Source organism: Pseudomonas sp. S9 (assembly GCF_000222125.1).
GTDB lineage: Bacteria > Pseudomonadota > Gammaproteobacteria > Pseudomonadales > Pseudomonadaceae > Aquipseudomonas > Aquipseudomonas segetis.
Window position 1 is genome coordinate 23,130 of record NZ_AFFX01000004.1, and the last position, 26,217, is coordinate 49,346.

Consider the following 26,217-nt stretch of genomic DNA (forward strand, 5'->3'; position numbering starts at 1 on the left):
TTAACCATTGATCGATAAACTGAGGAAATGCTTTCCTTGGATTTGAAATTGACAGGTTTTTCACAAGCCAAAGGTGAATATCAACCAGGTGATGGAACCAATCACGGGCGACAAGGTTCGAACCCTGGCTTGAGTCAGCATCTGGCTGCTGCAATCTTGCGTCGACCGCTTGTCGCATAAACTGACAAGATTTCGCTAGCTGTTCTAGGGTAAGAAAACAGCGTTTGGCAGCGCTATCAAGAGGTTGCAGTAATGAAGTTAGAATTTGCTCGAGGTTTGTTCCTGGCCGGTGCCTTGGGGGTCACGTCCGTGGCATTTGCCGCCTGGAATGAAAGCAGCCCGCAAGTCATTACCGGCTTCAGCCAGGGCTATTGCCCATTGCCGGCCAGCCAGCGGGCGGACACGCCGGAAAAGCCTGACGGCGACTTGCTGCTGTTTATGTTTGGCATGTCACAAGGCATGCGCTAGACCGGCTTGATACCAGGTCCGTGGCAAACACAAAGCCCTGCGAATGCAGGGCTTTTGCGGGCTTGGGCCTAAGGTTTGGCTCAGGTTGTGACTGGCGCTTGCTCACCAGCGGTATCAGTTTTCGTGTCAGGGTGAGCAATGAGCGTATATACGCAAGGCAGCACGAACAGGGTGAACAGGGTGCCTACGGTCATGCCCGTGGCAATCACCAGGCCGATATCAAACCGGCTCACGGCGCCTGCACCTGTTGCCAGAATCAGTGGCACCATGCCGAAGACCATGGCAGCGGTGGTCATCAACACTGGCCGTAGGCGAATCGAGGCCGCCTCTTCAATGGCCTGGCGGCGCGACATGCCTTTTTCGCGGCGCAACTGGTTGGCAAACTCTACGATCAAGATGCCGTGCTTGGTGATCAATCCGATCAAGGTCACCAAACCCACCTGGGTGTAGATGTTCATACTCGATAGCCCGAGAAACAACGGTACTAATGCGCCACAGATCGACAGCGGAACCGTGACCATGATCACCAGCGGGTCGCGGAAACTCTCGAATTGTGCCGCCAGTACCAGGAAGATCAGCGCCAGGGCGATGCCGAAGGTTGCATAGAGCGCAGTACCTTCCTGAATGTACTGTCGTGCAGAGCCGGCATAGTCGAATGAGTAGCCTGCCGGGGCTTCTTCCTCGGCGATCTGGCGCACCGTGTCGATGGCCTCGCCCATGCTGACAATCGGAAAGCCCTGGATGATGGCCGAGTTGAGCTGCTGGAACTGGTTGAGCTGGGTTGGTCGTGCGCGATCACTGACTTTGATCAGCGTCGACAAGGGTAACAGCTCGCCACTTTCACTTTTGACGTAGTAACTGCTCAGCCAGTTGGCGTTATCGCGGTAAGCTCGCTCGACTTGTGCAATAACCTTGTAGCTGCGACCCTCGATGGTAAAGCGGTTGATCTCGCCTTCGCCGAGCAGGCTGGAAAGGGCAGTGCCGATGTCCTCCATCGATACGCCCATCTGCGCGGCTTTTTCGCGGTCGATATCGACCACAACTTCTGGCTTGTCGAAGGCCAGGTCAACATCGAGAAAGGCAAATTTGCCGGATTCCTCTGCACGCTTTTTGATCTTGTCGGTCACCGCCAGCAGCGACTCATAATCATTTGGCGTGTTGACTACGAACTGGAAGGGCAAGCCCTCGCCTGTGCCTGGCAAGGAAGGCAGGTTGAAGGCGAATACCTGCAAGCCCGGGATCTGGTCGAGCTTGGCCTGTACTTCGGGCAGCAACTCCATTTGAGTGCGTGAGCGTTGGTCCCAGGGCGTCAACTGGAAGCCGCCAATACCCGACTGCACACCATTGAAACCGTTGATCTGGAACCAGGAGTTGTACTCCGGAATGTCCTTGAAGATCGGCAGGAACTGATCGGTGTATTTGTTCAGGTAATCAAGGTTGGTCGGTTGTGGAGCATTGGAAAACATGAAGATGATGCTTTGATCCTCTTCGGGCGCCAGTTCGTTTTTGGTGAACTTGAGCAGCACCGGAATCAGGCACATGACGATGATCGCAAAGACCAGCACTACTGCGCGGGTCTCGAGGGTGCTGTGCAAGCTGCGCTGGTAACGGTTCTTCAGGGCATCGAAGATCCTGTCCAGCTTGTGGGTCAGGCCGCTGGGCTTTTCTTCGTGACGCAGCAGTTTAGAGCACATCATCGGCGACAGCGTCAGGGCGACGATGCCGGAGATGATCACCGCGCCTGCCAGGGTCAGGGCAAACTCTTTAAATAGCGCTCCCGTGAGGCCTGTGAGGAAGCCGATAGGGGCATAGACCGCAGCCAGGGTGATGGTCATTGAGACCACTGGCACGGCAATTTCGCGCGCGCCTTCAATCGCTGCATCAAACGGGGTTTTACCTTCCTCGATATGCCTGTGGATGTTTTCCACCACGACAATCGCATCGTCGACCACCAGGCCAATCGCGAGCACCATCGCCAGTAGCGTCAGCAGGTTGATCGAGTAGCCCATGATCTGCATGAAAAACAACACGCCAATCATCGACAGCGGGATGGTGATCACCGGAATCAACACCGAACGCAGCGCGCCGAGGAACAGGAATACCACGATGATGACGATCAGGATGGCTTCGCCAAGGGTCTTTACCACTTCGTCAATCGACGCCTGGATAAACAGCGTGGCGTCGTAGGCGATCGAGACCTTGAGGTTGGGGGGCAACTGCGCCTCAAGCGACGGCATTATCTTGCGCACTTCCTTGATCACGTCCAGCGGGTTGGCGCTTGGCGTGCCTTTGATGCCGATGTAGACCGAGGGAATGCCATCGAATGAGCTGATTGAGTCGTAGTTTTCAGCGCCCATCTCGACACGTGCAACATCACCGATCAGGACCCGGCTATCGCCAACGGTTTTCAGGGGGATTTTAGAAAAGCCTTCAACCGTTTTCAGGTCGGTCTCGGCATTAATGCTGGTGACCACGTACTCGCCTTTGACCTCGCCAGCGGCGGACAGGAAGTTGTACTTGCGCACTGCGCTGTTCACATCACCGGCGGTGATGCCATAAGCCGCCATTTTTACCGGGTCGAGCCACAAGCGCATGGCAAACACCTGGTTGCCAAGGATTTCGGCTTCGGCCATGCCCGGCAGCGTCGCCAGTTTCGGCTGGATGACGCGTGACAGGTAATCGGTGATTTGCGGGTTGGTCAGCTCATCACTGTAGAAACTCACGTACATCAGCGCCGAGGCGTCAGCCGCCTCCTTCGACAGCACCGGGTCCTCGGCTTCTTGTGGCAACTGGTTCTTGACCTCGTTGGCCTTGGCCAGCAGTTCGGTAAACAGGCGGTCGCTGTCAGACCCAATACGCGCGTAAATCGAAATTACCGAGAAGTTCTGGCGACTCACCGAAGTCATGTAGTCAATACCCTCGGCGCTGGCCAGGCTCTGCTGCAAGGGCTGGGTAATGTAGCCCTGGATCGTCTCGGCATTCGCCCCGGGGTAGGAGGTGGTGACTGTGATCAGCGCGTTTTCTAGTTGCGGGTATTCACGGATAGTCAGTTTATTGAACGCCTGCAAACCAAGCAGGATGATCAACAAACTGACCACGGTCGCCAACACCGGGCGCCGGATAAAGGGGTCAGTAAAAGCCATGTCTATTCCTTGGGCTAGGCGCCGCTTATTGTTCGGCGCCAGGCGTGCTGGCCGCAGCTGGAGATGGGTCGACGATTTTTATGTGCGCATCGTTATCGAGCTTGAGCTGGCCTGAGGTCACCACTTGCTCGCCGGCCTGCAGGCCTTTGAGAATGATGACCTTGCCATCGCGTCGCTCGCCGGTTTCAACCACGCGGCGCTGGGCAACCAGTTGAGGCTTGCCATCCTCTTCCTTGACCAAATTGCCCTGTTCGTCTTTCTTTTCGGCGACCACGTATACCGAATTGCCGTAGAGGGTGTAGGTCACCGCTGTTTCAGGCACGATTTTTTGCGCGCTGTTGTCAGCCAGCAGCAGCTGCAGGTTGGCGAACATGCCCGGCAACAGTTTGTTGTCCGGATTGTTCAGGGTCGCCCGGACCTGAACGTTGCGTGTGCTGTCCTCTACTTTAGGGTTGATGGCGGAAATGGTTGCACTGAAATCCTGCTCTGGATATGCCGCGACCTTGAAGTCGATAGCCTGCCCAAGCGCAATCTCGGGTACGTCCTGCTCAGGCAGGAAGAAGTCCAGATACAGTTGCGAGGTGTTCTGCAAGGTGGCGATATAAGTACCTGATGAGAGGAAGTCGCCCACATCCACCTGGCGGATACCTATGGTTCCACTAAAGGGGGCAAGGATGCGTTTTTTCGCCAACAAGGCCTCGAGCTGGGCAACGCTGGCATTGGCCTTGGCGTTCTCTGCCGCGAGTCGGTCGTATTCACTTTTCGACAGGTTCTGTTGCGCGACCAGTTTCTTACCGCGGGCAAATTCCACGCGCGCAAGATCAAGGTCTGCTTTGGCGGTCGCCAGATTTGCAGTCTCGACATCGCTATTCATTTGTACCAGTGCCTGGCCCTGCTTGACCTGCTCGCCTGAATTGAACAGCAGGTCCTGGACAATGCCGCTGACTTCGACGGTCAGGTCGACGCCTTGAATTGCCTTGAGCGTGCCAATCGCGGGAATCCGCTGCTGCCAGGGGAGTTCTTCCACAGGGCTGGCGCTGACACTGATCGCCGGCTTGGGTGCTGAGAACATTTGTATTTGCTGGTAGATGGTGTAGCCCTTGTAGCCGCCCAGCGCGAGCACCACAAGCACAACCACGCCTATCATTATTAGCATCCGGCGAAGCAACATGTTGCATATCCTTGGCAGATAAAGGAAGGCCTAAATTTTGGCCAAAGACGAACATTAGTGCCCTTGCGTGGGCAAGTCAAAGACTGCAATTAACAAATGATTTCGGTGTGTGCTCAAGCTGGCAATTTCACCTGTTTTGACGGTGTTACCAGCATCTTCGGAGCTGAAAGGCGCAGCAGGCATGCCGCCAATACATGCTTGCTGCGCAGTCAGTTTAGGCGCTCAAACGCTGGGTCACATCACTGAGGCCTGTTGACAGGCTACGCAGGTTTTTACTGGCGCTTTCGGTGCGCTGTACGTTCTTTTCATTTTCGCTGGCAATGGTTGTGATTTCGGTCAGATTGCGTGAAATATCCTCGGCAACTGCGGTTTGCTCTTCAGCCGCCGTTGCTATCTGCCGATTCATGTCGCGAATTGCCTCAACCGCAGCTGTAATTTGCTGCAAGGTAACACCGGCTTTAGTGACTTGCTCTAGGCCTTTGTTACTCAGGTTTTGACCGCTGTCGATAGCACGCACGGCATTACTGGCACCCGTTTGGACAGTGCTGATGATCTGGTTGATTTCAGCAGTGGATTCAGCTGTACGCTGGGCCAGGGTGCGTAGCTCATCGGCCACTACAGCAAAACCACGGCCAGCCTCACCTGCACGGGCCGCTTCAATCGCTGCGTTGAGTGCGAGCAGGTTGGTCTGTTCGGCAATTCCTCGAATCACTTCAAGCACTTTGCTGATGCGGCCGCTGTCGTCTTCGAGCTGGCGGATGACCTCAGCGGTGGTGATTATTTCCTGGCTCATATGGGTGATGGTTTCGATGGTCGCCTGCATCACCTCTTCACCTTGCTGTGCTGATTGATCAGCATCATCGGCTGCATTGGCTGCCTCGCCTGCGTGATTGGCCACCTCTTGCGCGGTAGCTGACATTTCATGCATGGCGGTGGCGACCTGGTCTGTGCGGGAGAACTGATCACGACTGCCTTGCGCCATAACCTTGGCAATGACACTCAGTTCGCTGCTGGCGCTGTCTAGCTCGATTGTGCTGCGTTGCAGTTGGCTGAAGGTTTCGGCGAGGAAGTCACGCAAGGTATTGGCCGCTGTTGCCAAGCGACCCAGTTCGTCCTGGCGATTGATTTGAGTGTGTTTGGCAAAGTTGCCATGACTCAGTTGAGCAATGTACTCAATCAGTTGCTGGATTGGCGTAATAAGGTTGCGATTGATCAACCACAAGCTTACAAGCCCAACAAGGGCGCTGGAAACCAGCATAAATCCAATGCCCAAGCTCAAGGTCTGGCTGGCTTGTTCGCTAATAATTAACGATTGCTCTTGGCTTTGCTTGGCCAGTTGGCTGACCAATTCTTCCATCTTTTGGCTGGCGCCACGATCGATACCTTTGACCGCCGCATCACCTGCTGCGGCATCGGCATTGGCGTCAACAAACGCCTGGAAGCCTTTGCGGTAAGCATTGCCCATTGCCAGGTGTTCGCTAATCAATGCGTCCGTTTTGTTTTGCAGTGCCTGGTTATCGGTTTGCGCTGCGTTTTGCGCCAGGCTTTTCAGTATTTGCTGGACGCGAGCTTCCTGCTGTTGAAATTGCTGCCAGTATTTGTCTCGGTCAGCTGGGTTCTTGCCTCGCAGCAATACGTTTTTCCATTCCTGCACCTGGATCTTGAACTCAACATTGGCCTCATTCACCAGTCGAGATGAAAGGATTGGGCCATCAATCAGATTGCGGTAGGACTGCATGCCGCTGGACATGAATGCAAAGCACAGCAGGGCAATAAGCACGATCAATACTAGGCTGCCACTTAACAACGCAAGGATCTGGGCGCGCAGAGAGTGTTTTAACAACATTGGGGTCACCTCAATTCAGGGAGTTTGCAGCAGCTTTGTGCGCTCCATTTTATGAGGTGGTGTAACATCCTTGTTCTGCAGTCAGCACATAAAAAGCCTGCTGTGGGCTCTTTCGGCTGCAGCAGTCAATTCTTGAGTGTTTCCGTCTTAAAGAGGCGACCGCCCACCTATTCGGCAGGCGGTGCTATTCAGGCGATACGCAGGTGGTTGTCCCATAAGCCGGCGGGCAATTGCAGGGGCTGCATGGCTATTTTTTCTTCCCGGCAATCGTACAGTCGGCAGCGGCCCTGACCGGAGCTGACCACAAAGCCCTGCTCGACAGCACCAACGCCTGCGCAATCGGGTAGCGGGGCGTCGAGTCTTACCGCGCCGCTATCAAGGTCCCAGATAAATACCCGGTTGCCGCGTGGCGCGGTCATGGCCAGCAGGCGTAGCTCGCTGTTGATTGCAACGCTTGCGGTGTACTGGCGCATGGCCTGGCGTTGTTCTTCGGCCAGGGGAAAATGTTCGAATGGCTGCCCTGGGCGCTTGATCGCCAGCAAGGGTACTTTATCCGCCATATCGCCCATGTACTGCTGGCCGCTGACAATGGTGCCGTCGCTGGCAATTGCCAGGTGGCGAACGCTGTTCATGCGTTCGGGGAGCTGTTCCTTACTGATCAGACTGCCGTCGCGCCTGAGCAGGACCAGGCTCGGTTCCATGGCGTCGAGGTTCATGTCGACACGGCTTTCGGCCTCGGTCCGAATACCACCGTTGGCGACAACCAGTGTCTCTCCGTCAGGCAGCCACAGTAATTGGTGTGGCCCTACACCATGGGTCGACAGTTCGTGGTCGCGCTCAAGCCTTGAGCCTTGCACACGATACACGCTGATGACGCCACGACCGGGTTCGGATGTGTCGTTTTCCGTCGCATAAAGCCAGTCGCCATCCTTGTGGAATGCGCCATGACCATAGAAGTGACGGTCGGCAGGCGAAGTCAGGGTTTGCAGCAGCTTGCCGTCGCGGGTGTCGATCAGGTAGCTCTCGGTGCTTGGGCGACGGCCAACGAACAGGGCCATTGGCAAGCTCGGGTGCGGCACGACGTCGTGGCAGCGCTCTTTGACCTGGGTCGCGAATGCCTGGCTGCCATCGAGATGGTAACCGACTGCGTAGTGCTGGCCATCGCTGCCGTCACGGGCCGAGACCAGCAAGGGTTGCGAATGGTTGTTGACCAGTGTCCAACCGCCGAAGGCGCTAGCTGCAAGTGCGGTGCCGGCTAGGCCGAGGAATGCTCTGCGTTTCATTCAGTCTCCGTCATTGGCATTAAAACCGAGTTGGATGCCCAGGGTTCTTGCCAGCTCACCTTCGTGCAAACGGTGCAGCACATTGAGACTGTCGTAGAATTCATTGAGAACGGCGCGGCCGTCTTCTTCCTTGAGTAATTCGGACAGTGGGCGTTGCAGTGCTGCCAGACGTTGACGAGTGTCGAGATAAGCGGCGTCGATGCGTTTTTTCAGTGCGTCTTGATCGCTGCCGAGTAAGCTTTGCATGCCATCCTGATTGGCGCCGTGCCACAGGCGTTCGGCGCTGGCCAGGGTCGCGGCGATGTTGGCCAGGCTTGCGTTACTGCGCCAGGCTTCTGCCTGGTAGGGTTGCGGCTGGCCTTTGCTTTGGCGACCCAGTGGTGTACCGAGTTTCTTCTTCAGTACATCAATGGCTGTCACCTGGCTGCGCAGCACGTCGGCCAAGGCCTCAGGTGCTTCAGCGTAGCGTGGGTTAGGGAACTCCTTGAACTGGCTGGCAACGCCATCTTTAGCCTGCCAGTCAGCCAGTATCTCGGCCGAGAGTTTTTGCTGGTGCTTGCCGATTGCCGTAATCAAGGGGCAATAGCTGTTTTTCTGTTGCGCATCGGTCAGGTCGATTGATTCGTCGTAGAGGATGTACTCATAGGCGGTCAGGCCCTGAACGACAACGCTGGATTTCTCCAGGTCGGCAGCGCTGAGTTGTGGATATTTCTTCAGCAGACCTTGTACTTGGCGGGCGACAAGGTTCTTTTTTTCTGGCCAGAACTGTACCTGCCAGGCTCGGTTGCCTTCAGTGATCGGTCCGACCAGAACGGTTTGCAGGCCCGCCCAGGCGCTTTGCGCGGCCCGAAACGCTTCTCGAGCTTGCGGCAGGTCTTGCTGGCCTGCACAAAACGCCTGGCCACTTGCAGCCAGCTTTTGGTCGGCTTCCGCCCAGGAGCTGTAGGCGGGCAGGATCACGCCATCGGCTAGGGCAGAGGTGACTTTCTGTTGTGGATCAGCAGGCGTGCAAGCGCCGAGTAAAACGCTCAACAGTGCGAGGGTTAAAGGTGAGCGATTCATGTGCAGCTCCTATAGCGAATTCAGAAAGGCCAGCAGCGCCTTGCGCTCCTCGGCGTTAAAGGCAAAAACGCGTTGTTTGGCCGCTTCGGCCTCGCCTCCGTGCCAGGCAATAGCTTCAAGCAGGTTGCGTGCGCGACCGTCGTGCAAAAACTGGGTGTGGCCATTGACCGCTTGGGTCAGGCCGATGCCCCACAGCGGCGGAGTACGCCATTCTTGTGCCGTGGCGGCAAACTCAGGTCGATTGTCAGACAAACCTGGGCCCATGTCATGTAGCAGCAGGTCGGTGAAAGGGCGGATCGCCTGGTTCGCCAGCTCAGGTTCGGCTGCATCGGCAGCGGTGGTGAACTTCTCCACATGACAGGCATTGCACTGCGCCTGGTAAAACAGGTTCTTGCCCTTGAGCACTTGCGGGCTGTCGACGTCACGGCGAACCGGCACTGCCAGGTTACGGCTGTAGAACAGGATGCTGCCAAGCAACTTGTCGCTGACTTCGGGTTCGCCGCCATTGGGTGCGGCCAGGCAATCGACCTGTGCCGCCGTGCAATCGTCGTGTTGCAACAGGCTGGTGGTGAGGCCCATGTCGCCGGCAAAGGCATGGGCGTTTTGTTGATTGAGGTTGGGTTGTCCCGCTTTCCAGCCAAAACGCCCGAGTACGGTCTTGCCGCGCACATCGTCCCAAACCTGATTGGGCCTGCCTGATATACCGTCACCATTGCTGTCGTCCGGGTCGGCGTTGGCAAGTATGTCCTTCTCGGCAATGGCCTCGAGCAACCCCAGGCCAATCATCGGCGGTGCGATGCGTGCCGAGAACATGGTGTCTGGATGCATCGGGCCGTAGCCGAGCTGGGTGATTGCCAATGTCGGTTTGCGCAGCTCAATCTTGCTGCCATCTGCTAGCTCGACACTGCTCAAGGTATAGCTCATGCGTACCTTGCCTTCGGGAGCGACGCCGGGGTTGGCCATATCCTGCAGCTGGCCACCGTAGGTCGGTTCGGGAACTACGCCGAGTTTTTCAATGATTTTCGCTTGTTCAGCCGTGGTTGCCGGGATCGACAACCGTACCAGCATTGAAGTGGCGGTAACGGCATTCGGCTCGGGCGGATGTCCGCGACCGTCCTTGATGTGACAGTTTTGGCAGGCGTTGGTATTGAACAGCGGGCCAAGTCCGTCACGAGCAATTGTGGTGGCCGGTGCAATGACCCATGGATTTCGGAAGAAGCTGTTGCCAACACTGAAATCCAGACGCCGCAGCGGCGACAGGTTTGCCGAGGGTTGGGAAAAGGCATTGTGATCTGCCTTGGACACGCTGGTGCTGCCACCGGAGAGCGCTTCACCAGGCTCGGCCTGGGTGAACTGCACAGGCTTTTCACAGCCGCTCAAGGCCAAGGCTAAAACCAGGCCGGCCAGCAGGAGAGGGCGTTGTAGCAGCGCGGGCATCAGCATCAATCCAAGAAAAACTGCGCGCAATAGTACCAGTACAACGAGGTTTAAATAAGAGCGATTTGCGTTATCAGCAAGATTTAGCCGCGCCTGCGCCACTCGGTCGCAGGGTGGAAGGTGGCCATTCGGTTACAAGCGCTGCTGTACAGGCATAAAAAAACCGGTGCGCTGTTAACGCACCGGTTTTGTCGACAAGCCTTTCGCTTAGAACTCGTGATCGGCGTTGTCTGGGTTGAGGTCGCTGATGCCGAGCTTGCCAGCAGCTTGCTCGATAGCGCCAGTTTGCTTGACCAGTGCCGCGATCGCATCGCGAACGATCTGGTTGCCTTTGGCGTTGTCAGCAGCGATCAATTGGTCGTAGTGCTCGCCATTGTTGGCGCTGTCGACCATGACCTGCAATTTGGCTTCGGTGTCAGCCAGGTCGGCCTTGAGAGTCTCGTCGGTTTTTGCGTCGGCCTTGGCAACCAGCGAAGACAGGCTTGGGCCGGTCAGCATGGTGCCATCAACTTTCTTGTACTCGCCCAGGTAGATGTTGCGAACACCTTTGGCATCGTAGAAGTGTGCATTGTGGGTGTTGTCGCTGAAGCAATCCTGCTCGTCTTCAGTCGAGTTGGCTTCCAGGGAAACCTTCATGCGCTCGCCAGCCAGCTCGCCCAGCGACAAGCTGCCCATGCCGAACAGCATTTTACGCATGCCGTTCTTGGCGTTGTCTTTTTCAAGGCTGGCGCGATAGTTATCGGCAACACCGGCTTGCCATTGGCCAACCATTTCATCGAGATCGCTGACCAGCAGGTCGGCAGCGGCTTTGAGGTATTCACGGCGACGCTCGTTATGGCCGCCCGTTGCACCTTCGCCCACAACGAAATCAGTGGCCGGGCGATCACCCGCGCCAGGGTTGGTGCCGTTGAGGTCTTGGCCCCAAAGCAGGAACTCGATGGCGTGTTAGCCGGTGGCAACGTTGGCTTCGGAGCCGCCAAGCTCATTCAGGCTGGCCAGTACTTCCGGGGTGATTTTGCTGACGTCGACTTTATCTTCACCAACCTGGATTTCAGTGTTGGCCACGATATTGGCCGTTGCACCTGGGTTGCCCAGCGCATGCTGGTAGTCCTTGGCAACGTAGTCGATCAGGCCCTCGTCCAGGGGCCAGGCATTGAGCTGGCCTTCCCAGTCGTCGACCACAGCGTTACCAAAGCGGAAGACTTCGCTTTGCATGTAAGGAACGCGTGCGGCGACCCAGGCTTCGCGAGCAGCCTTCAGGTTGGCGTCGTTTGGCGTGGCGAGAAAGGTGTCGATTGCCTGGTGCAGTGCCTTGCCGGTGCTGGCAGCGTCGCTGAACACTGCAAAGGCGATGTCTGCATAGTGAGATACAACGGCTTTGGCAGCCGCTTCATCATAGGCATTGGTGTTGTCGGCTTTCTCTGCAGCAGCCGTTGGAGTGGCTTGTTTAGATTCAGCAGCAGGGGCGGCTGCCTGGGGGGTAGGCGCCTTTTCTTCGCCACAGCCAGCGAGAGAGATAGCGATGGCCAGTAGGCTGGCGGAGGCCAGGGGCATACGAATCATGACAAAATCCTTTGCAGTTGGTTAGGAATAATGAGTGTTGGCACTTCTAAATTCATAACATAATGCGAAAGATTTGCATTCCGTGTAAAGAGCGTTGCGATTAATTCTTATAAAAAACCCATGCACTGAGTCACTGTGTTGGTAACTCGATGCCGCTAGAATGCCATTACTCGCGCCTTTGCGGTGTTCCGGAGAATCCTTTATGAGCATCACCAGTGTTGTGTTGATTGTTATCCTAGTGCTGCTCGCGGGTTACGCAGTGATCTTGTACAACGCCTTGGTGCGCCTGAAACACAGCATCAGTAAAGCCTGGGCCAATATCGACGTGATGCTCAAGCAGCGTCATGAGGAACTGCCCAAGCTGGTCGATACCTGCAAGCAATACATGCAGCACGAGCGCACCACGCTCGAGCGAGTCGTCGCTGCCCGCCAGGCAGTCTCCAGCGCGCGCGAGCGGGGCGATGTCAGTGCCTTGGGCAAGGCCGAAACCGGTTTGCGTTCAGGCCTGGGGCAGTTGTTTGCCTTGGCCGAGAACTACCCCGAACTCAAAGCCAATGAGAGCTTCCAGCACCTGCAGCAACGCATTAGTGGTCTGGAGAGCGGTATTGCGGATCGCCGTGAGCTGTATAACGAGGCGGTCAACCTGAACAATGTGCGCATCGAGCAATTTCCGGATGTGCTGGTGGCCCGGGCAATGGGCTTCAAGTCCGGTGAGCTGTTGCAGTTCAGTGAGGCTGAAAAAGCCGATGTGGATATCAAGTTGTTGTTCAACTGAGTTCTGGTCATGCAAGCGTATTGGCTGAGTTTGCTGCTGAGTGCCGGTGCGGCAGTGGTAGGGATGTGGTGGTGCCTGCGCTGCATTTCACAAGCCCGGCATTTACTGGATACGCCAACCTCCAAGATCCGCTCTGCCGCGCAAGGTTATGTTGAGTTCTATGGCGTTATCACGGCCCGGCCCGACAGTGCCATGGTCGGGCCGCTAACCGGCAAGCCATGTGTGTGGTGGCGCTTTCGGATCGAAGAGCATGTGCAAGAAGACAACAAACGCAGCTGGCGTTCGCTGGAGTCAGGCGTCAGTGATGCTTTGCTGGCGCTGAGCGATGGTACTGGGGAATGCTTGATTAATCCCAAGGGCGCACGGGTGCGTCCCACCACTCGGGAGTTTTGGAGCGGCAATCAGCGCCATCCCCGACTGCCGAGAAAGAACGGCATGCTTGGTTTTCTCAGTATTGGTAAACACTATCGCTACACCGAAGAACGCTTGCAGGTCGGCCAGCCGCTGTATGCGATTGGTGATTTTCGCAGTTCCGGCGGCGGCCGTCAGGGCTTGGATTTGGCCGCGCAGCAAGGTGCCGTGATTCGTGAATGGAAGTCCGACTTTTCTGGCCTGTTACAGCGTTTCGACAGCGATAACAATGGCCAGCTTGATGAGCAGGAGTGGAGTCGTGTGCGCTTGGCTGCGCAGTTGGAGGCCGAGGATCGTCATAGGCTTGAGAGCCTCAGGCCGGTTCAGCATCACATGGCCAAACCGCGGGAGGCGCAACCCTTTGTGCTTTCAACCACGGGTGAGGATGAGCTGGCGCGAGGGTACTACTGGCAGGCTGCGGGCGGCGCGGCCCTGTGCCTGGTGGGGGCGCTGAGCCTTGCATGGCAGCTTGGGCTTCAGCACTGAGCCCAGCTGTAGATTCGCAGGCGGTTACAAGGCGGCCGAGTCTGAGGCTGCATGTATGCGCCGCGCTTGCTTGAGGTAGAGAGTCAGTTCACGGGCCGGCAATGGCTTGCTGTAAAAGTAGCCCTGACCTTCGTGGCAGCCTTCGCTGATGATGTAGGCTTCCTGGGCAGCCGTTTCGACGCCCTCGGCGATAACCTGCATGCCCAGGCTCTTGCCCAGTTGGATGATGGCGCGGACGATGGTTGCGTCGTCTTCATCTTCGAGCAGGTCCTGAACGAAGCTCTTATCGATCTTGATCTTGTCCAGCGGCAGGCTCTTGAGGTAGCTCAATGAGGAATAACCCGTACCGAAGTCGTCAATCGCGATCAGTGCTCCGGCGCGGCGCAGGCTGAGCAAGTGCTGGGCTGCGGTGCTGATATCTTCCATCAGGCCGGTCTCGGTGACTTCCAGCTCAAGGCTGCGCGCAGGTAAGCGATACATTTGCAGCAGGTTGTTAACCATTCTCGGCAGTTCCGCGTGATGCAGTTGCACGGTTGAAAGGTTGATTGCCATGCGCAAATGGTTGAAGCCTTGATCATGCCAGTCACGCAGTTGCCGGCAGGCTTGATCGAGCACCCACTCGCCAATTGCAATGATGCTGCCGTTCTGTTCCGCCAGCGGGATGAACTGGTCGGGTGGAATCCAGCCAAGTTGTGGATGTTCCCAGCGCAGCAGGGCTTCGACCCCGACCACATGCTTGGCCTGGTAACTGATTTGCGGCTGATAGACCAGGTGCAGCTGGTTGCCCTCGAGGGCGATGCGCAGGTCTTTTTCCAGCTCCCGTAGGCGACGCATTTCACTGTCTACGCTGGCGATATAGAACTGATAACGGTTACGCGAGCGACTTTTCGCCAGCGTCATGGTTTGCTCTGCTTTTTGCAGGAGTTTTTCCGTGCTGTCCCCGTCTTCCGGGAACAATGTGATGCCGATGGTTGCGCGCAGGTGTACCAGATGGTCATCGAGGGTGAAGGGGTTGCTTATGTCATCGAGAACGCTCTGCGCCAGCTCGGCAGCTTCGTAGGGCTGTTCTATGTCGGCTTGCACCAGGGCGAACTGATCACCACCCAGCCGCGCCAGGACGCCGAGCCGTCCGCCATGGCCACGCAGGCGGTCAGACAAGGCCAGCAGTAACTGGTCGCCCGCCTGGTAGCTGTACTGTTCATTGACGCCCTTGAAGTCATCCAGGCCCACGCAAAGCACTGCGACACGGCGTTGCAGGCGGCCTGCGTCATTCAGGATCTGATCAAGTTGATGCTGCAGTTGCTGGCGGTTGGGCAGGCCGGTAAGGAAATCATACTGGGCCATGCGTTGCAGGCTGTTCTCTGCTTCGTGGCGAAGGCTGGTATTGCGCTCTATGGATTCGAGCAGTTGATTGGCGGTATTGACCCACACGCCCAGCTCATTGTGCTCGTTGCCTTTTATCATCGGCAGCTTGTGTGCGCTGGGGCGATCCGGGTTGATGTCACTCAGGTGTTCAATGATTTTTGCCAGCGGCTTGGTCAGCAGCCAGTGGTAAACCAGATACAGCACCAAGCCCATTGCCAGCGCGCGCAGTACCCCGGAGATAAAGATAATCACCGAGTTGGTGATGAAGTTTTCACCATAGGCCGCAGTGTCGAGGGTGATGTTGAGGTCGCCGTAATACTCGCTGTAAGGGCCCTTACCCACCAATTGGGTCGAGTATTTCTGTGCTTTGCCAAGGATAGGGTCGGTCAGCCAGCGTGTTGCAATTTCTGCCGGTGGCCGCTCACGCTCGGCGAGCATCGGCTCATTCGGGTGGCCGATCGAAGCCATTTGTACCGACTCGTGCTGGAACAGGCCTTCGATAACCTGCATGCCCATTTCTCGGTCGAGGCTATACACCGCCTGGGTCGAGGGGTCGCGAAACATTCCCAGGATTCGGTGGGCATCGTTTGCAACAGACTGTTTGGTCTTATACGCATCAAAGACAATCTGCGCACAACTCAGGACAACGCCGACTATCAATGCCGACAGCAGTACGACCCGGAGTAATCTCAGTGACAGTCTGTTTTTCAGTTCCAACTTCAAAAGATAGATCCTTGTGATGCCGGTTGCCGTAAGGCGCTAAGAGTATTGGCAAACTCAGGGTTGCAGTCAAAAAGCCATTGCTGGTTGAGTGCTTCACGGCTACTGAAATCGATGTCACGCTTGCTAGGCTTGTTGGGGCGATACTGGTATATCGGTGATAATGGCTCTGGCTTTAATCCATCAAGCAGACTTTCTAGTGTAGTACTTCTGACCAGGATGGCGTTGGGCCATATTATTTTTAGTACGCTACCGATATCTACAAAATAGTGCAAAAAAAACCCGGCGTTTGCCGGGTTTTTCAAACAAGCACGAGGCTTGTTGTGACGCTGGATCAGGCCGCGAAGTTTTTCGCAACGAAATCCCAGTTCACCAGGTTCCAGAAAGCTTCTACGTACTTCGGACGCGCATTGCGGTAGTCGATGTAGTAAGCGTGCTCCCAGACGTCGCAGGTCAGCAGTGGAGTGTCGCCGCTGGTCAGCGGGCAGCCAGCGCCAATGGTGCTTGCCAGGGCAAGGGAACCGTCAGCTTTCTTGACCAGCCAGCCCCAACCAGAACCGAAGGTACCGATCGAAGTCTTGCTGAACTCTTCCTTGAACTTGTCGAACGAACCGAATGCGGAGTTGATCGCGTCGGCCAGTGCGCCAGTTGGTTCGCCGCCGCCGTTAGGGCTCAGGCAGTTCCAGTAAAAGGTGTGGTTCCAGATTTGAGCAGCGTTGTTGAAAACACCACCCGAAGAAGTCTTGATGATTTCTTCCAGGGTTTTGCCTTCAAACTCGGTGCCAGGCACCATGTTGTTCAGGTTCACAACGTAGGTGTTGTGATGCTTACCGTAGTGGTAATCCAGAGTCTCGGCGGAAATGTGCGGCTCGAGGGCGTTTTTCTCGTACGGCAGCGGTGGCAATTCAAAAGCCATGGTTAATCTCCTACTCAGGTCATGTGCGGTGAGCGCAAGGCCGATCACGGGCGGCCATACAATACAGACTGTGTGAAAAAGACTGCGTTCGGCGCAAGGTCGATATAACCCGACAGAAACTACAGGGTGACGTGCTGTCAGCCCAGCCTGCCAGTGTTCGCTGCGCTCTCTACATTTTCACATTAAGGCTGCTCGCGTCGATGATAACTGTTTTTAGAACCTGTTCACCGTATGGGCAGGCTCACAACGACGCAGGCCCATGATGATAGCACCGGCGCTGCGCCATAACCACGCAACAACTGTGTGGGAAAGCATCTGCACCGGAGCTTTCGGCTGGATCAGGCTTCAGACCACTTCGCTTAACAGCTGCCAGGCAATACTGAACATCATCAGGGCAACACCCAGGTCAATCAGGCGCCAGGTAATGGGACGGGCCAACCAGGGCGCCAACCAGGCGGCACCAAGTGCAAGGCTCAGGAACCACAGCAGTGAAGCGCTTGCCGCCCCCATCACATAGGCACCGGGCATGCTTTGTTGCGCACCGAGTGAGCCAATCAGCAGCACTGTATCGAGGTACACATGGGGGTTGAGGAGGGTGACTGCGAGTGTTGCCAGAATCACCGCCTTGAGCGAGCGCGGCAAGGGCGATCCCTGTTGGTCCAGCGCCTGTGGTCGCCAGGCGCGACGCAATGCCTGGCTGCCATACCAAAGTAGAAAGGCTGCGCCGCCCCAGCGGGCAATCCCCATCAAGGTTGGGCTCTGGCTGAGAATTGCAGCCAGGCCAAATACCCCGGCTGCAACCAGAACGGCATCACAGGCAATGCATAACAGTGCGGCAGGCAGGTGATGCTCACGGCGCAGGCTTTGAGCGAGGATAAAGGCGTTCTGCGCGCCAATGGCCATGATCAGGCCGATCGCCACCAGCAGTCCGTTGGAATAGCTTTGCCACATGCGATTACTCCTGTGTAGCGGCTTGTCGACTCAGTTGCTGCAAGACCGCCAAGGCCTGTTGACCTTGGCTGGCATCGACAAAAATGTGGTCGTGGTAATAACCGGCAATCACATTGCAACTGATGCCTTGTTCACCCAGTGCATTGGCAAATGCGGCAGTGAGGCCCACCGCCCTCAAGGCGGAATGAACCTCGAGGGTCAGCCATGCTGCTATGTAGTCGGTCTTGAGCGAGAGCTGTTGCGCCTGGGCCTGGGAAATAATCACCGTGAGGCCTTCGCGTTCACGAAAGCTGCCTAGCGGTTCGATGTCACCCAACTGCTTCAGCGACTCGATACTGCAAAACACATAGGCGCCTGGGTTTAACCGGGGTGTCATGCTGCGTAGCAAGGTTGGCAAGGATGTTTCGCCGGACATGAGCGGCTAACTCTTGATTGGGATAGCCAGTTTGATAGCTTTGGCTGTATAAGGAAAAGCAATCTTGCTCATGCGTCATTAGGAAAACTGATTTGTTCGATTACAAATTACTCGCGGCCTTGGCGGCGGTGGTTGAACAGGCAGGCTTTGAGCGCGCCGCTCAAGTGCTGGGCTTGTCGCAGTCTGCGGTGTCGCAGCGGGTCAAGTTGCTGGAGGCTCGTGTCGGTCAGCCGGTATTGGTGCGCGCAACCCCGCCAACACCCACGGAGGTTGGCCGACGCCTGCTCAATCATGTTCAGCAAGTGCGCCTGCTTGAGCGTGACTTGCAGGGGCAGGTGCCAGGTCTGAATGACAACAGCACGCCGGAGCGTTTGCGGGTTGCCTTGAATGCCGACAGCTTGGCGACCTGGTGGGCGGGGGCGGTTGGGCAGTTCTGTGCGGACAAGCATTTGCTGCTGGAGTTGGTCGTGGAGGATCAGGATGTTGGACTCAAGCGCATGCGTGCTGGTGATGTAGCTGGCTGTGTTTGCGCCACCGATCGTCCGGGGGCTGGAGCGCGCAGTGTCGCACTGGGGGCGATGCGTTACCGGGCCTTGGCCAGTCCTGCGTTTATTCGTCGACATTTCAGCCGCGGGGTGAGCGCCGAGGGATTGATCAAAGCGCCGGCGATAGTGTTTGGGCCAGATGATTTTCTGCAGCATCGGTATCTGGCAGCACAAGGTGCCGAGGGCGGCTTCTTGCACCACCTGTGTCCATCGTCCGAAGGTTTTCTGCGCATGGCCCAGGCGGGTTTGGGTTGGGGCTTGGTGCCCGAGCAGCAAGTGATCAATGAGTTGGCCAGTGGTGAGCTGGTGGAGCTAAGGCCACAGCAGCCAATTGATGTGCCGCTGTATTGGCATCATTGGCGCAATGGTGGCGAGTTGCTCAACCAACTTACAGATCATTTGCTCGGCACGGCCCCTGCTTGCTTGATTGCGCCTTGAGTCCCTGTATGGCTAGTTGATCGTGATCTTGCCTGAGCCTGGCAATTGTTCGATTACGCGAGCACCAAGCAATTTTGTTGGAGTGAAATAGCCTCCATCACCTTGGTAGTCAAGCAGGTGTCGCACCGAATGAAGCACGCCATGAACTGTCACATCATAACCGTTGGCGGTTTGCAAAGAGGCGCTCTTGATCTCGCCAGCGTCGTTGCGCACTTCGCCCCAAAGCCAGGTGCGCTGGCGCATGCGCTGCTCTTCGCTGGGGCCCTTGATGAATTTTTCGACCAACCCCTTCAAGCCATTTTGGACCGCGCTCAGGCCAAAAAGCCTACGCACTGGGTTGAGTAATGACATGGCAATCGCCACGGCCGAGGGCGCGGGCAGGTAGACCTCGATATTATTGATTGCCGTTGAGTAATAGGCGGTTGCAACATCGCCCCAAGGAATGGTTACTGCCGCTTTAGTGCCACGACCAAAGTCGATCTGGCGGCGCTTATAGCCCAGGGGGACATCGGTAATAACCCCGGCACGGCGGATTTTTCCGCCCAGGCTCAAGCCTTCGATTGTGGTTTTGGCGGTGCCGGGTGATAGCCCGCTTGAGGTTTCAAAGCCTAGTGCCAGTTGCGTTGCGTCAGGCATGGCTTGATGCAGGCAAGCGGCAATGCAGTCAGTCGGTATTACATCAAAACCAACGCCGGGGCAAAGTACCACGCCGGCTTCCCGTGCTTGTTGGTCGCGGGCATACGCCGCCTCGAACACGCTGATTTCGCCGGTGATATCCAGGTAATGGCTTTTGCTGCTCAGGCACGCCGATATCATGGCTGCGCTGGTGGCGGAGAAAGGGCCGGCACAATTGGCGACTACCGCCACATCAAGCAAGGCGTGAGCCGCTTGCGCATGTTGCTGAGGGTCGAAAACCCTGCATTCGAGACCGTGCAGGGTGCCGAGCGCATGAATGGCCGCCGGGTCTCGCCCCGCCAGTATTGGTGTCATTCCCTGGGCCACAGCTTGCGCCGCAATCAGGTGGCCGGTATAGCCGTTGGCACCGTAGATCATCCATTTGTTCTTGGTCACGCAGCAGCCTCCTTACAGCCGGTGTCAGTTAGTTGAGGTTAGCAGATTGCACAAAAAACCAGGCCCTGGCCTGGCTTTTGCGGTTGATAGGCGCCTGCTATAGCAAGTTTTTCAAGTCTGAGCTGAAGGTCGGGTAGGCATAAATCTGTTCTTTTAGTTGGGTGCGGGTGATGTTGAAGCGCATCGCCAGTGCAATCAGGTTGATCAACTCTTCGCCTTGATGGCCGAGCATGTGCGCGCCAAGAATCAGGTCGGTATCTTTATCGACGATTATCTTTGCCCAGGCATGCTTGGCCAGCACGTTCTGGCTGGAAAACCAGTTCGCCATGTCATTACTGACAACTTCGATCGCGGCCTTCGAGTCACGAGCTTCCTTTTCAGTCAGGCCAACGCTGCTCAGTGCCGGAATGGTATACACGGCTGTCGGCAGTACCCGGTAGTCGCTGGTCGAGCCGTTGCTGAGAATGTTGTTGCCGACAATCTGACCCTCGTAGGTGGCCACTGGCGACAACTGCGGCGTAGTAGCGAGGGCATCGCCAGCCACCCAGACATGTGGGTTGGAGCTCGACTGGAAGTTCGGATTGACCTCGATACGCGCGCCGTCATGGAGAATCCCGGCCGCTTCGAGGTCGAGGCCGTCGATATTGGCGACGCGTCCGGCGCCGTTGACTACTGTGTCCGCCTTGAGCACCAAGGCTTTGCCCTGGTGTCGAATATGCACGTTCAGACCTGTTGCATCCTTGCTGATTTTTTCAACAGTGACGCTGGTTTTGACCTCAATGCCAAGCGCCTCGGTCGCGACTTGCAGGGCGGCCACGGCGTCGGCATCAAGACGCGGCAATAGCTGCGGCATAGCTTCAACAATGGTCACGTTAATGCCTGCGCGGGCATACACATGGCTGAACTCCAGCGCGATCACGCCTCCACCGATAAACACCACGTCCTTGGGCGGTTGGCTGTTGGAAAGCACCTCGTCAGAGGTGATCATCAACTCGGCGCCTGGGATGGGCAGTGGGCGGGTTTTCGAACCGGTGGCGATGATGATGTGCTCGGCTTCAAGGACCTGCCCGTTCACTTCAACCCGGTTTTTGCCAACGAACTTGCCCTGGCCGGTGAAGACCTGCCCACGCTTTTCGGCCAGGCTTTTCATGGCCCCCGGAATAAAGTCGATCATCCGGTCTTTACGGGCGATCAGTGCAGCCCAATCAATACTTGGTTCTCCAACGCTGATGCCATGCCCAGCCGCTTTACCAATTTCATCAAGTGACTTGGCCGCTGCGACCAGTACCTTTTTCGGCGTGCAGCCGCGATTCGGACAGGTGCCTCCAAACTCGGCCTGTTCAATGAAGGCAATGGTCTTGTTGGCCTTGGCCAGGATCGAGGAAACGCCAAACCCTGCGTTTCCTCCACCAATGATAATGACGTCAAATTTATCTGACATTCGAGCATCCTTTCTGTCGATTATTGAGTGGGGCGCCTTGGCTGGCTTGCCGAAACACGCACTTTCATACAAAGGATACTAGGGGGTTGGGGGCATAAGGTCACGCCGCTGTGTGTGGGCGCGAGCGTCAAAAGAGCCGCTTCATGATTGTAATAAGCCCTTGCGTGATGGTTTTTAGGGCGTTTCCTACGGGTGAGGGATTTGTAATGGTTTAGTGTTTCGCGCGTCGAATACAGCGGCACCTGAATAAGTATTCGCCGCAAGTCGCAACGCGAGCGGCAATTGAACCGTGCTTGAGGTTGCCTGGGGGAAACACTCAGGCAGCGATTAATACCTGACGAGAGTAGAGGGATCTATGGCCAATCTAGGCAATGAAATCAAATTTGGCGATGTAACCATCAAAATATTGAGCAACAGTGATGACCTGACTGTTTCCGAGATTGAAATTCCGGCCGGCGCTATCGCAACGCCACATCAGCACCCCCACGAAGAGGTGAATTATGTGGTCAGCGGCTCTTTGGATTTTATGTCGGAAGGTGAAACTGTCACTCTGCATGCCGGGCAGTCGATCACCATCGACCCAAACCAGCTGCACAACATTACCAATAGTTCAAACACGACCGGCGTCGTCCTTAGCGTCTGGACGCCTTCTCGCAAGGATCTGATTGCCAAATTGGCCTAGATCGATCCTGTCAGGGCGCTGTTCATGCAGCGTCCTGATGCCTGTGCGGCAGACTCATGCAATATCCTTCCTCCGGCAAATAAGCCGTCCGCGCATTCACAAGCGTGCATAAACCGCTCACGCCATGCCCTGCTCAGCACAGCGGTGCAGGTTCTATCCCCAGGTTTGCCGGTGCCGTCTACTGGCCTTTGCCAGCGCTTGGTTTCCTGCTGCACCTGAACGGCTTATAAAGACGTGATTCTGGCATGTTCCGACAGGCCATCAGGCACGCCATGCTGCTAAAGTGCAGCATCTGTCGATAATAATAATCCGGGGTGCTCAATGAAAATTCTCGTGACCGGCGCAAGCGGTTTTATTGGCGGACGCTTTGCTCGCTTTGCCTTGGAGCAGGGTTTGCAGGTGAGAGTCAATGGACGCCGGCCCGAGAGCGTTGCGCATTTGGTCAAGCGTGGTGCCGAGTTTATCCAGGGTGACTTGAGCGATCCTCAATTAGCCCTGGCGCTCTGTGATGATGTTGAGGCCGTGGTGCATTGCGCAGGCGCGGTGGGCGTCTGGGGTAAGTACGAGCACGTCCACCAGGCCAATGTGGTGGTCACTGAAAACATCATTGAAGCCTGTTTGAAAAAGCATGTGCGGCGCCTGGTGCATTTATCCTCTCCCTCGATTTACTTCGACGGCCAGTCCCATGTCAATATCAGCGAAGAGCAAGTGCCCAAGCGCTTTTCTGATCATTACGGCAAGACCAAATACCTGGCAGAGCAGCAAGTGTTTGGTGCGCAGGAATTTGGTCTTGAAGTATTGGCCGTGCGGCCACGCTTCGTTACGGGTGCTGGTGACACCAGTATTTTCCCGCGTTTGATCAGGATGCACGGCAAAGGTCGCCTGTCGATTATCGGCAACGGCTTGAACAAGGTCGATTTTACCAGCGTGCACAATCTCAATGATGCCTTGTTCAGTTGCCTGCTGGCCGCTGGGCCTGCGCTGGGCAAGGTCTACAACATCAGTAACGGCGCGCCGGTACCGTTGTGGGATGTGGTCAACTATGTGCTGCGCCAGATGGGCTTGGCCCAGGTGACGCGCCATATACCCTATGGCCTTGCCTACAGCGCAGCGACTTTGAACGAAGGCATTTGCAAGCTGATTCCTGGCCAGCCAGAACCGGGGTTGTTCCGCCTGGGGGTTGCGGTGATGGCCAAGGATTTCTCACTGGATATCAGCCGGGCACGGGAATTACTGGATTACGATCCGCAAGTTAGCCTGTGGACAGCGCTCGATGAGTTTTGCCAGTGGTGGAAGCATCAGCAGGGCTGAGCCGCCAATTACTCAGGTGTAAACGCGCTGGCCACGGTACATGCGCAATGACCCGGTGGGCACTTTCGGCTGGATCGGTACTATGCCGGACTGCAACGCCTTGCCTGGGGCTGGAAGCGATGTGTCACTGAAACCTGCCAGTTTTTGACCCAGCAGGCGGGTTTCTTCGTTATTGGAGTCGAGGCAGGCACTGAGCATTGCCGTAATGGCGTCTGGTTGGCTAAGGCGAATATCAATCGACATTTCCTCGCGCAGACGTCGACGCAAGCTTTGCATGCAATCGAGCACAGCTTTATTCAACTCCATAGGGTCACCCTCGTAACGGTCAGATTCTTTTAGATTAGAAACTTGGTACGGGCAGACACCGCATTCATGGCGGTTTGGCTGTGCTTGAATCTTTGCAAGGTGCATACCAGTTCACATAATGAGGAACTGTGCGGGTTCTGGCGGGTCGATCTGCTGAGGATTTGACCGGCTTCAGTGCAGCATGCACTGGCTTGGCGCAAAACTGCCTACAACCCTGCGAGTCGTTATACTAACCGTCGTTTGCCCATGGCACTCGAGCCAGTGCCAGGCAGTTGATTGCCTGCCCTGCCATGCAAAGCATAGGGCTGGTGCTTTGCTCCAGGGGCTTTGCAGCTCTTTCTGTGTTTTTTGTTTGAAGGTTTAACCATGCGTAACGATGCTAATGATGAAATTGATGATGTGCCCAGCTTGTCTGTCGGTACGCGTGAGGAAGAAGAATATGTTGCGCCGCGCCGCGCCGCCGCGCCCGAAGTGACGCCACATCGTGTCGCCGCACCGGTAAAAACGGCCAGTACCGGGCCACTCTGGGCGCTGGTGGGCGCCCTGATGATTGCTTTCGCCGGTCTTGGCTGGGGGAGTTTCCAGCAGATCAACCTCATGGAGCAGGCGCTGGTGGGCGCCCTGATGATTGCTTTCGCCGGTCTTGGCTGGTGGAGTTTCCAGCAGATCAACCTCATGGAGCAGCAACTTGTTGCCACCCAGGAAAGCTTCGCGCGCATCAGCGAGGAAGCCGCCGGGCGAATCAAGGATATTTCCGGCAAGGTGGTCGCCACCGAGTCATCCGTTACCTCCGGCAGCGAAGCGCTCAAGCTGCAAGTCAAGCAACTGGAAGCCAAGCTAGCCGAACTGAGCAAGCAACAGCAAGGCAGCAGCGGGCAGCAAGGTGATTTGAACAAGCGCCTGGAGCAAGTCAGCGGCGAGCTGAAGGCGCAGCAGGAGGCTAACGCTGAGCTGAGCAAGACCTTGAAGGCGCTGGCTGCTGAACAAACGACCTTGGCCGGGGCCCAGACGGAGCTGAAAAGCACAGTGGCCGAGCAAGCCAAACTGTCGGGCCAGCTCAAGGATCTCAATACGGATGTGCAGGCGCTGAAGAAGGTGGGCAACCCAACCCAGGCCATTAATGATCTGCAAGATGAGCTGCTGGTGCTCAAGAGCACTTTGGATAATCGCCCGGCGCCGAAGAACAACACCGCCGAGTTTGATGCCTTCCGTGCCCAGGTAACCCGTACAACCAGCACTTTGCAGGCGCAGATCCGTAATCTACAGGATCAGATCGACGCCAAATAACTGCAGGCTGTAGAACTAAAAAACCCGCTGATGCGGGTTTTTTAGTTCCTGATTGTGCAAATTACAGGCGAGGGTAGTCGATGTAGCCTACGGGGCCAGAACCGTAGAACGTCTCTGGTTGTGGTTCATTGAGCGGCGCATCGGCTTGCAGGCGAGCAGGCAAGTCCGGGTTGGCAATAAAGGGCACGCCGAAGGCAATGGCATCGGCCTTACCTGTTGCCAGCCACTCGTTGGACTGTTCTTTGGTGAAGCGCTCGTTGGCGATGAATACGCCGCCAAAAGCTTGCTTGAGACTTGGCGCCAGGCTGTCGTCTGCTGCTTTTTCACGGGCACAGATAAAGGCAATGCCGCGCTTGCCAAGCTCGGAGGCTACGTAGGTAAAGGTTTCGCTGCGTTGCGAGTCGCCCATGTCATGGGAGTCGGCGCGAGGAGCCAGGTGAACCCCAACACGGCCAGCACCCCAGACCGAGATGACCGCGTCAGTCACTTCGAGCAGCAGGCGTGCACGGTTTTCAATCGAGCCGCCGTAACGGTCGGTACGCTTGTTGGTGCTGTCTTGCAGGAACTGATCGAGCAGATAGCCGTTGGCGCCGTGGATTTCCACCCCGTCAAAACCCGCAGCCTTGGCGTTTTCCGCACCCTGGCGATAGGCTTCGACAATGTCATCGAGCTCTTCGGTTTCCAGCGCGCGTGGCACCGGATAATCGCGCAGTGGTCGCAGCAGGCTTACATGGCCTTTGGCCGCGATTGCACTGGGCGCAACAGGCGCTTCGCCGTTAAGGAAGCTTGGATCCGAGATGCGGCCAACATGCCACAGTTGCAGAACAATCTTGCCGCCATTGGCGTGTACCGCCTGGGTAATGTTGCTCCAGCCGCGGATCTGCTCATCGGACCAGATGCCGGGTGTATTGGCATAACCGACGCCCATTGGCGTGACGGCGGTGGCTTCCGAGATGATCAGGCCCGCGCTGGCGCGCTGCACGTAATACTCGGCCATCAGGGCGTTAGGTACGCGACGCTCATCCGCACGGGCGCGGGTGAGTGGAGCCATGATGATGCGGTTGTTGAGTTCAAGGTCGCCGATTTTGATTGGATCAAACAGAGTCGTCATTGCTTGGTTCTCC

General features: G+C 56.5%; 20 protein-coding genes and 2 pseudogenes. 7 read left to right on the forward strand and 15 right to left on the reverse strand.

Going from position 1 to position 26,217, the window contains the following annotated elements:
• Nucleotides 1-252: 252 nt before the first annotated feature.
• On the forward strand, nt 253-468 hold the full coding sequence (locus tag PSES9_RS0109085) for a hypothetical protein (RefSeq protein WP_010486231.1): 216 nt from the start codon (nt 253-255) through the stop codon (nt 466-468).
• A gap of 80 nt (nt 469-548) precedes the next feature.
• Here the strand turns inward: PSES9_RS0109085 and PSES9_RS0109090 are convergent, their stop codons facing one another.
• The 7 genes and pseudogenes from PSES9_RS0109090 to PSES9_RS23265 all read right to left on the reverse strand — a co-directional run bounded on the left by PSES9_RS0109090 (nt 549) and on the right by PSES9_RS23265 (nt 11,973).
• Nucleotides 549-3,611: a multidrug efflux RND transporter permease subunit gene (locus PSES9_RS0109090; RefSeq protein WP_010486232.1), complete on the reverse strand. Its 3,063-nt coding sequence runs from the start codon at nt 3,609-3,611 to the stop codon at nt 549-551.
• A 25-nt stretch (nt 3,612-3,636) separates the two neighbouring features.
• On the reverse strand, nt 3,637-4,782 hold the full coding sequence (locus tag PSES9_RS0109095; protein WP_010486234.1) for an efflux RND transporter periplasmic adaptor subunit: 1,146 nt from the start codon (nt 4,780-4,782) through the stop codon (nt 3,637-3,639).
• A 214-nt stretch (nt 4,783-4,996) separates the two neighbouring features.
• Nucleotides 4,997-6,247, reverse strand: a pseudogene (locus PSES9_RS0109105) (methyl-accepting chemotaxis protein); the annotation flags it as partial.
• Nucleotides 6,248-6,816: 569 nt separating this feature from the next.
• The gene (locus PSES9_RS0109110) at nt 6,817-7,911 is read right to left on the reverse strand and encodes a DUF1513 domain-containing protein (RefSeq protein ID WP_010486236.1); all 1,095 of its coding nucleotides are present in this window, start codon (nt 7,909-7,911) and stop codon (nt 6,817-6,819) included.
• Nucleotides 7,912-8,973 (reverse strand): imelysin family protein, encoded by a 1,062-nt coding sequence (locus PSES9_RS0109115; RefSeq protein ID WP_010486237.1) that lies wholly within the window; start codon nt 8,971-8,973, stop codon nt 7,912-7,914.
• Nucleotides 8,974-8,982: 9 nt separating this feature from the next.
• Nucleotides 8,983-10,410 carry a di-heme oxidoreductase family protein gene (locus PSES9_RS0109120; protein WP_010486238.1) on the reverse strand — a complete coding sequence of 476 codons (1,428 nt, stop codon included), beginning with the start codon at nt 10,408-10,410 and terminating at the stop codon, nt 8,983-8,985.
• Between the two features lie 207 nt (nt 10,411-10,617).
• Nucleotides 10,618-11,973 (reverse strand): annotated as a pseudogene (locus PSES9_RS23265) (imelysin family protein).
• Nucleotides 11,974-12,175: 202 nt separating this feature from the next.
• Between PSES9_RS23265 and PSES9_RS0109130 the strand changes: the two are divergent.
• Complete coding sequence (locus tag PSES9_RS0109130; RefSeq protein ID WP_010486239.1) at nt 12,176-12,748, forward strand: LemA family protein; 573 nt, start codon at nt 12,176-12,178, stop codon at nt 12,746-12,748.
• 9 nt (nt 12,749-12,757) lie between these two features.
• The gene (locus tag PSES9_RS0109135; RefSeq protein ID WP_010486242.1) at nt 12,758-13,645 is read left to right on the forward strand and encodes a GIDE domain-containing protein; all 888 of its coding nucleotides are present in this window, start codon (nt 12,758-12,760) and stop codon (nt 13,643-13,645) included.
• A gap of 24 nt (nt 13,646-13,669) precedes the next feature.
• On the opposite strand, the gene PSES9_RS0109140 is transcribed toward PSES9_RS0109135, so the two are convergent.
• The 4 genes from PSES9_RS0109140 to PSES9_RS0109155 form a co-directional block, all read right to left on the reverse strand.
• On the reverse strand, nt 13,670-15,733 hold the full coding sequence (locus tag PSES9_RS0109140; protein WP_010486244.1) for a putative bifunctional diguanylate cyclase/phosphodiesterase: 2,064 nt from the start codon (nt 15,731-15,733) through the stop codon (nt 13,670-13,672).
• A gap of 331 nt (nt 15,734-16,064) precedes the next feature.
• Entirely contained in the window at nt 16,065-16,646 is a 582-nt protein-coding gene (sodB, locus tag PSES9_RS0109145) for a superoxide dismutase [Fe] (RefSeq protein WP_010486246.1), read from the reverse strand.
• 345 nt (nt 16,647-16,991) lie between these two features.
• A complete protein-coding gene (locus tag PSES9_RS0109150; protein WP_010486249.1) occupies nt 16,992-17,597 on the reverse strand; it encodes a LysE/ArgO family amino acid transporter in 606 nt (201 codons plus the stop codon).
• 4 nt (nt 17,598-17,601) lie between these two features.
• On the reverse strand, nt 17,602-18,012 hold the full coding sequence (locus tag PSES9_RS0109155) for an ACT domain-containing protein (RefSeq protein ID WP_010486250.1): 411 nt from the start codon (nt 18,010-18,012) through the stop codon (nt 17,602-17,604).
• Nucleotides 18,013-18,104: 92 nt separating this feature from the next.
• Between PSES9_RS0109155 and PSES9_RS0109160 the strand changes: the two genes are divergently transcribed.
• Complete coding sequence (locus PSES9_RS0109160) at nt 18,105-18,995, forward strand: LysR family transcriptional regulator ArgP (RefSeq protein WP_010486251.1); 891 nt, start codon at nt 18,105-18,107, stop codon at nt 18,993-18,995.
• 12 nt (nt 18,996-19,007) lie between these two features.
• On the opposite strand, the gene PSES9_RS0109165 is transcribed toward PSES9_RS0109160, so the two are convergent.
• Nucleotides 19,008-20,048 (reverse strand): saccharopine dehydrogenase family protein, encoded by a 1,041-nt coding sequence (locus PSES9_RS0109165; RefSeq protein WP_036988168.1) that lies wholly within the window; start codon nt 20,046-20,048, stop codon nt 19,008-19,010.
• Nucleotides 20,049-20,163: 115 nt separating this feature from the next.
• The gene (locus PSES9_RS0109170) at nt 20,164-21,507 is read right to left on the reverse strand and encodes a dihydrolipoyl dehydrogenase family protein (protein ID WP_010486255.1); all 1,344 of its coding nucleotides are present in this window, start codon (nt 21,505-21,507) and stop codon (nt 20,164-20,166) included.
• A gap of 355 nt (nt 21,508-21,862) precedes the next feature.
• Here PSES9_RS0109170 and PSES9_RS0109175 point away from each other — a divergent pair, with 355 nt between their 5' ends.
• Together PSES9_RS0109175 and PSES9_RS0109180 are read left to right on the forward strand one after the other, a co-directional pair.
• A complete protein-coding gene (locus PSES9_RS0109175) occupies nt 21,863-22,189 on the forward strand; it encodes a cupin domain-containing protein (protein ID WP_010486256.1) in 327 nt (108 codons plus the stop codon).
• 321 nt (nt 22,190-22,510) lie between these two features.
• Nucleotides 22,511-23,500: an NAD-dependent epimerase/dehydratase family protein gene (locus PSES9_RS0109180; RefSeq protein ID WP_010486257.1), complete on the forward strand. Its 990-nt coding sequence runs from the start codon at nt 22,511-22,513 to the stop codon at nt 23,498-23,500.
• A 12-nt stretch (nt 23,501-23,512) separates the two neighbouring features.
• On the opposite strand, the gene PSES9_RS0109185 is transcribed toward PSES9_RS0109180, so the two are convergent.
• Complete coding sequence (locus PSES9_RS0109185; protein ID WP_010486258.1) at nt 23,513-23,806, reverse strand: hypothetical protein; 294 nt, start codon at nt 23,804-23,806, stop codon at nt 23,513-23,515.
• 366 nt (nt 23,807-24,172) lie between these two features.
• Between PSES9_RS0109185 and PSES9_RS0109190 the strand changes: the two genes are divergently transcribed.
• Entirely contained in the window at nt 24,173-25,093 is a 921-nt protein-coding gene (locus PSES9_RS0109190; protein WP_010486259.1) for a hypothetical protein, read from the forward strand.
• 61 nt (nt 25,094-25,154) lie between these two features.
• Here PSES9_RS0109190 and PSES9_RS0109195 read toward each other — a convergent pair whose 3' ends face one another.
• Nucleotides 25,155-26,204, reverse strand: a complete 1,050-nt coding sequence (locus tag PSES9_RS0109195; protein ID WP_010486260.1) for an alkene reductase — start codon at nt 26,202-26,204, stop codon at nt 25,155-25,157.
• Nucleotides 26,205-26,217 lie beyond the last annotated feature (13 nt).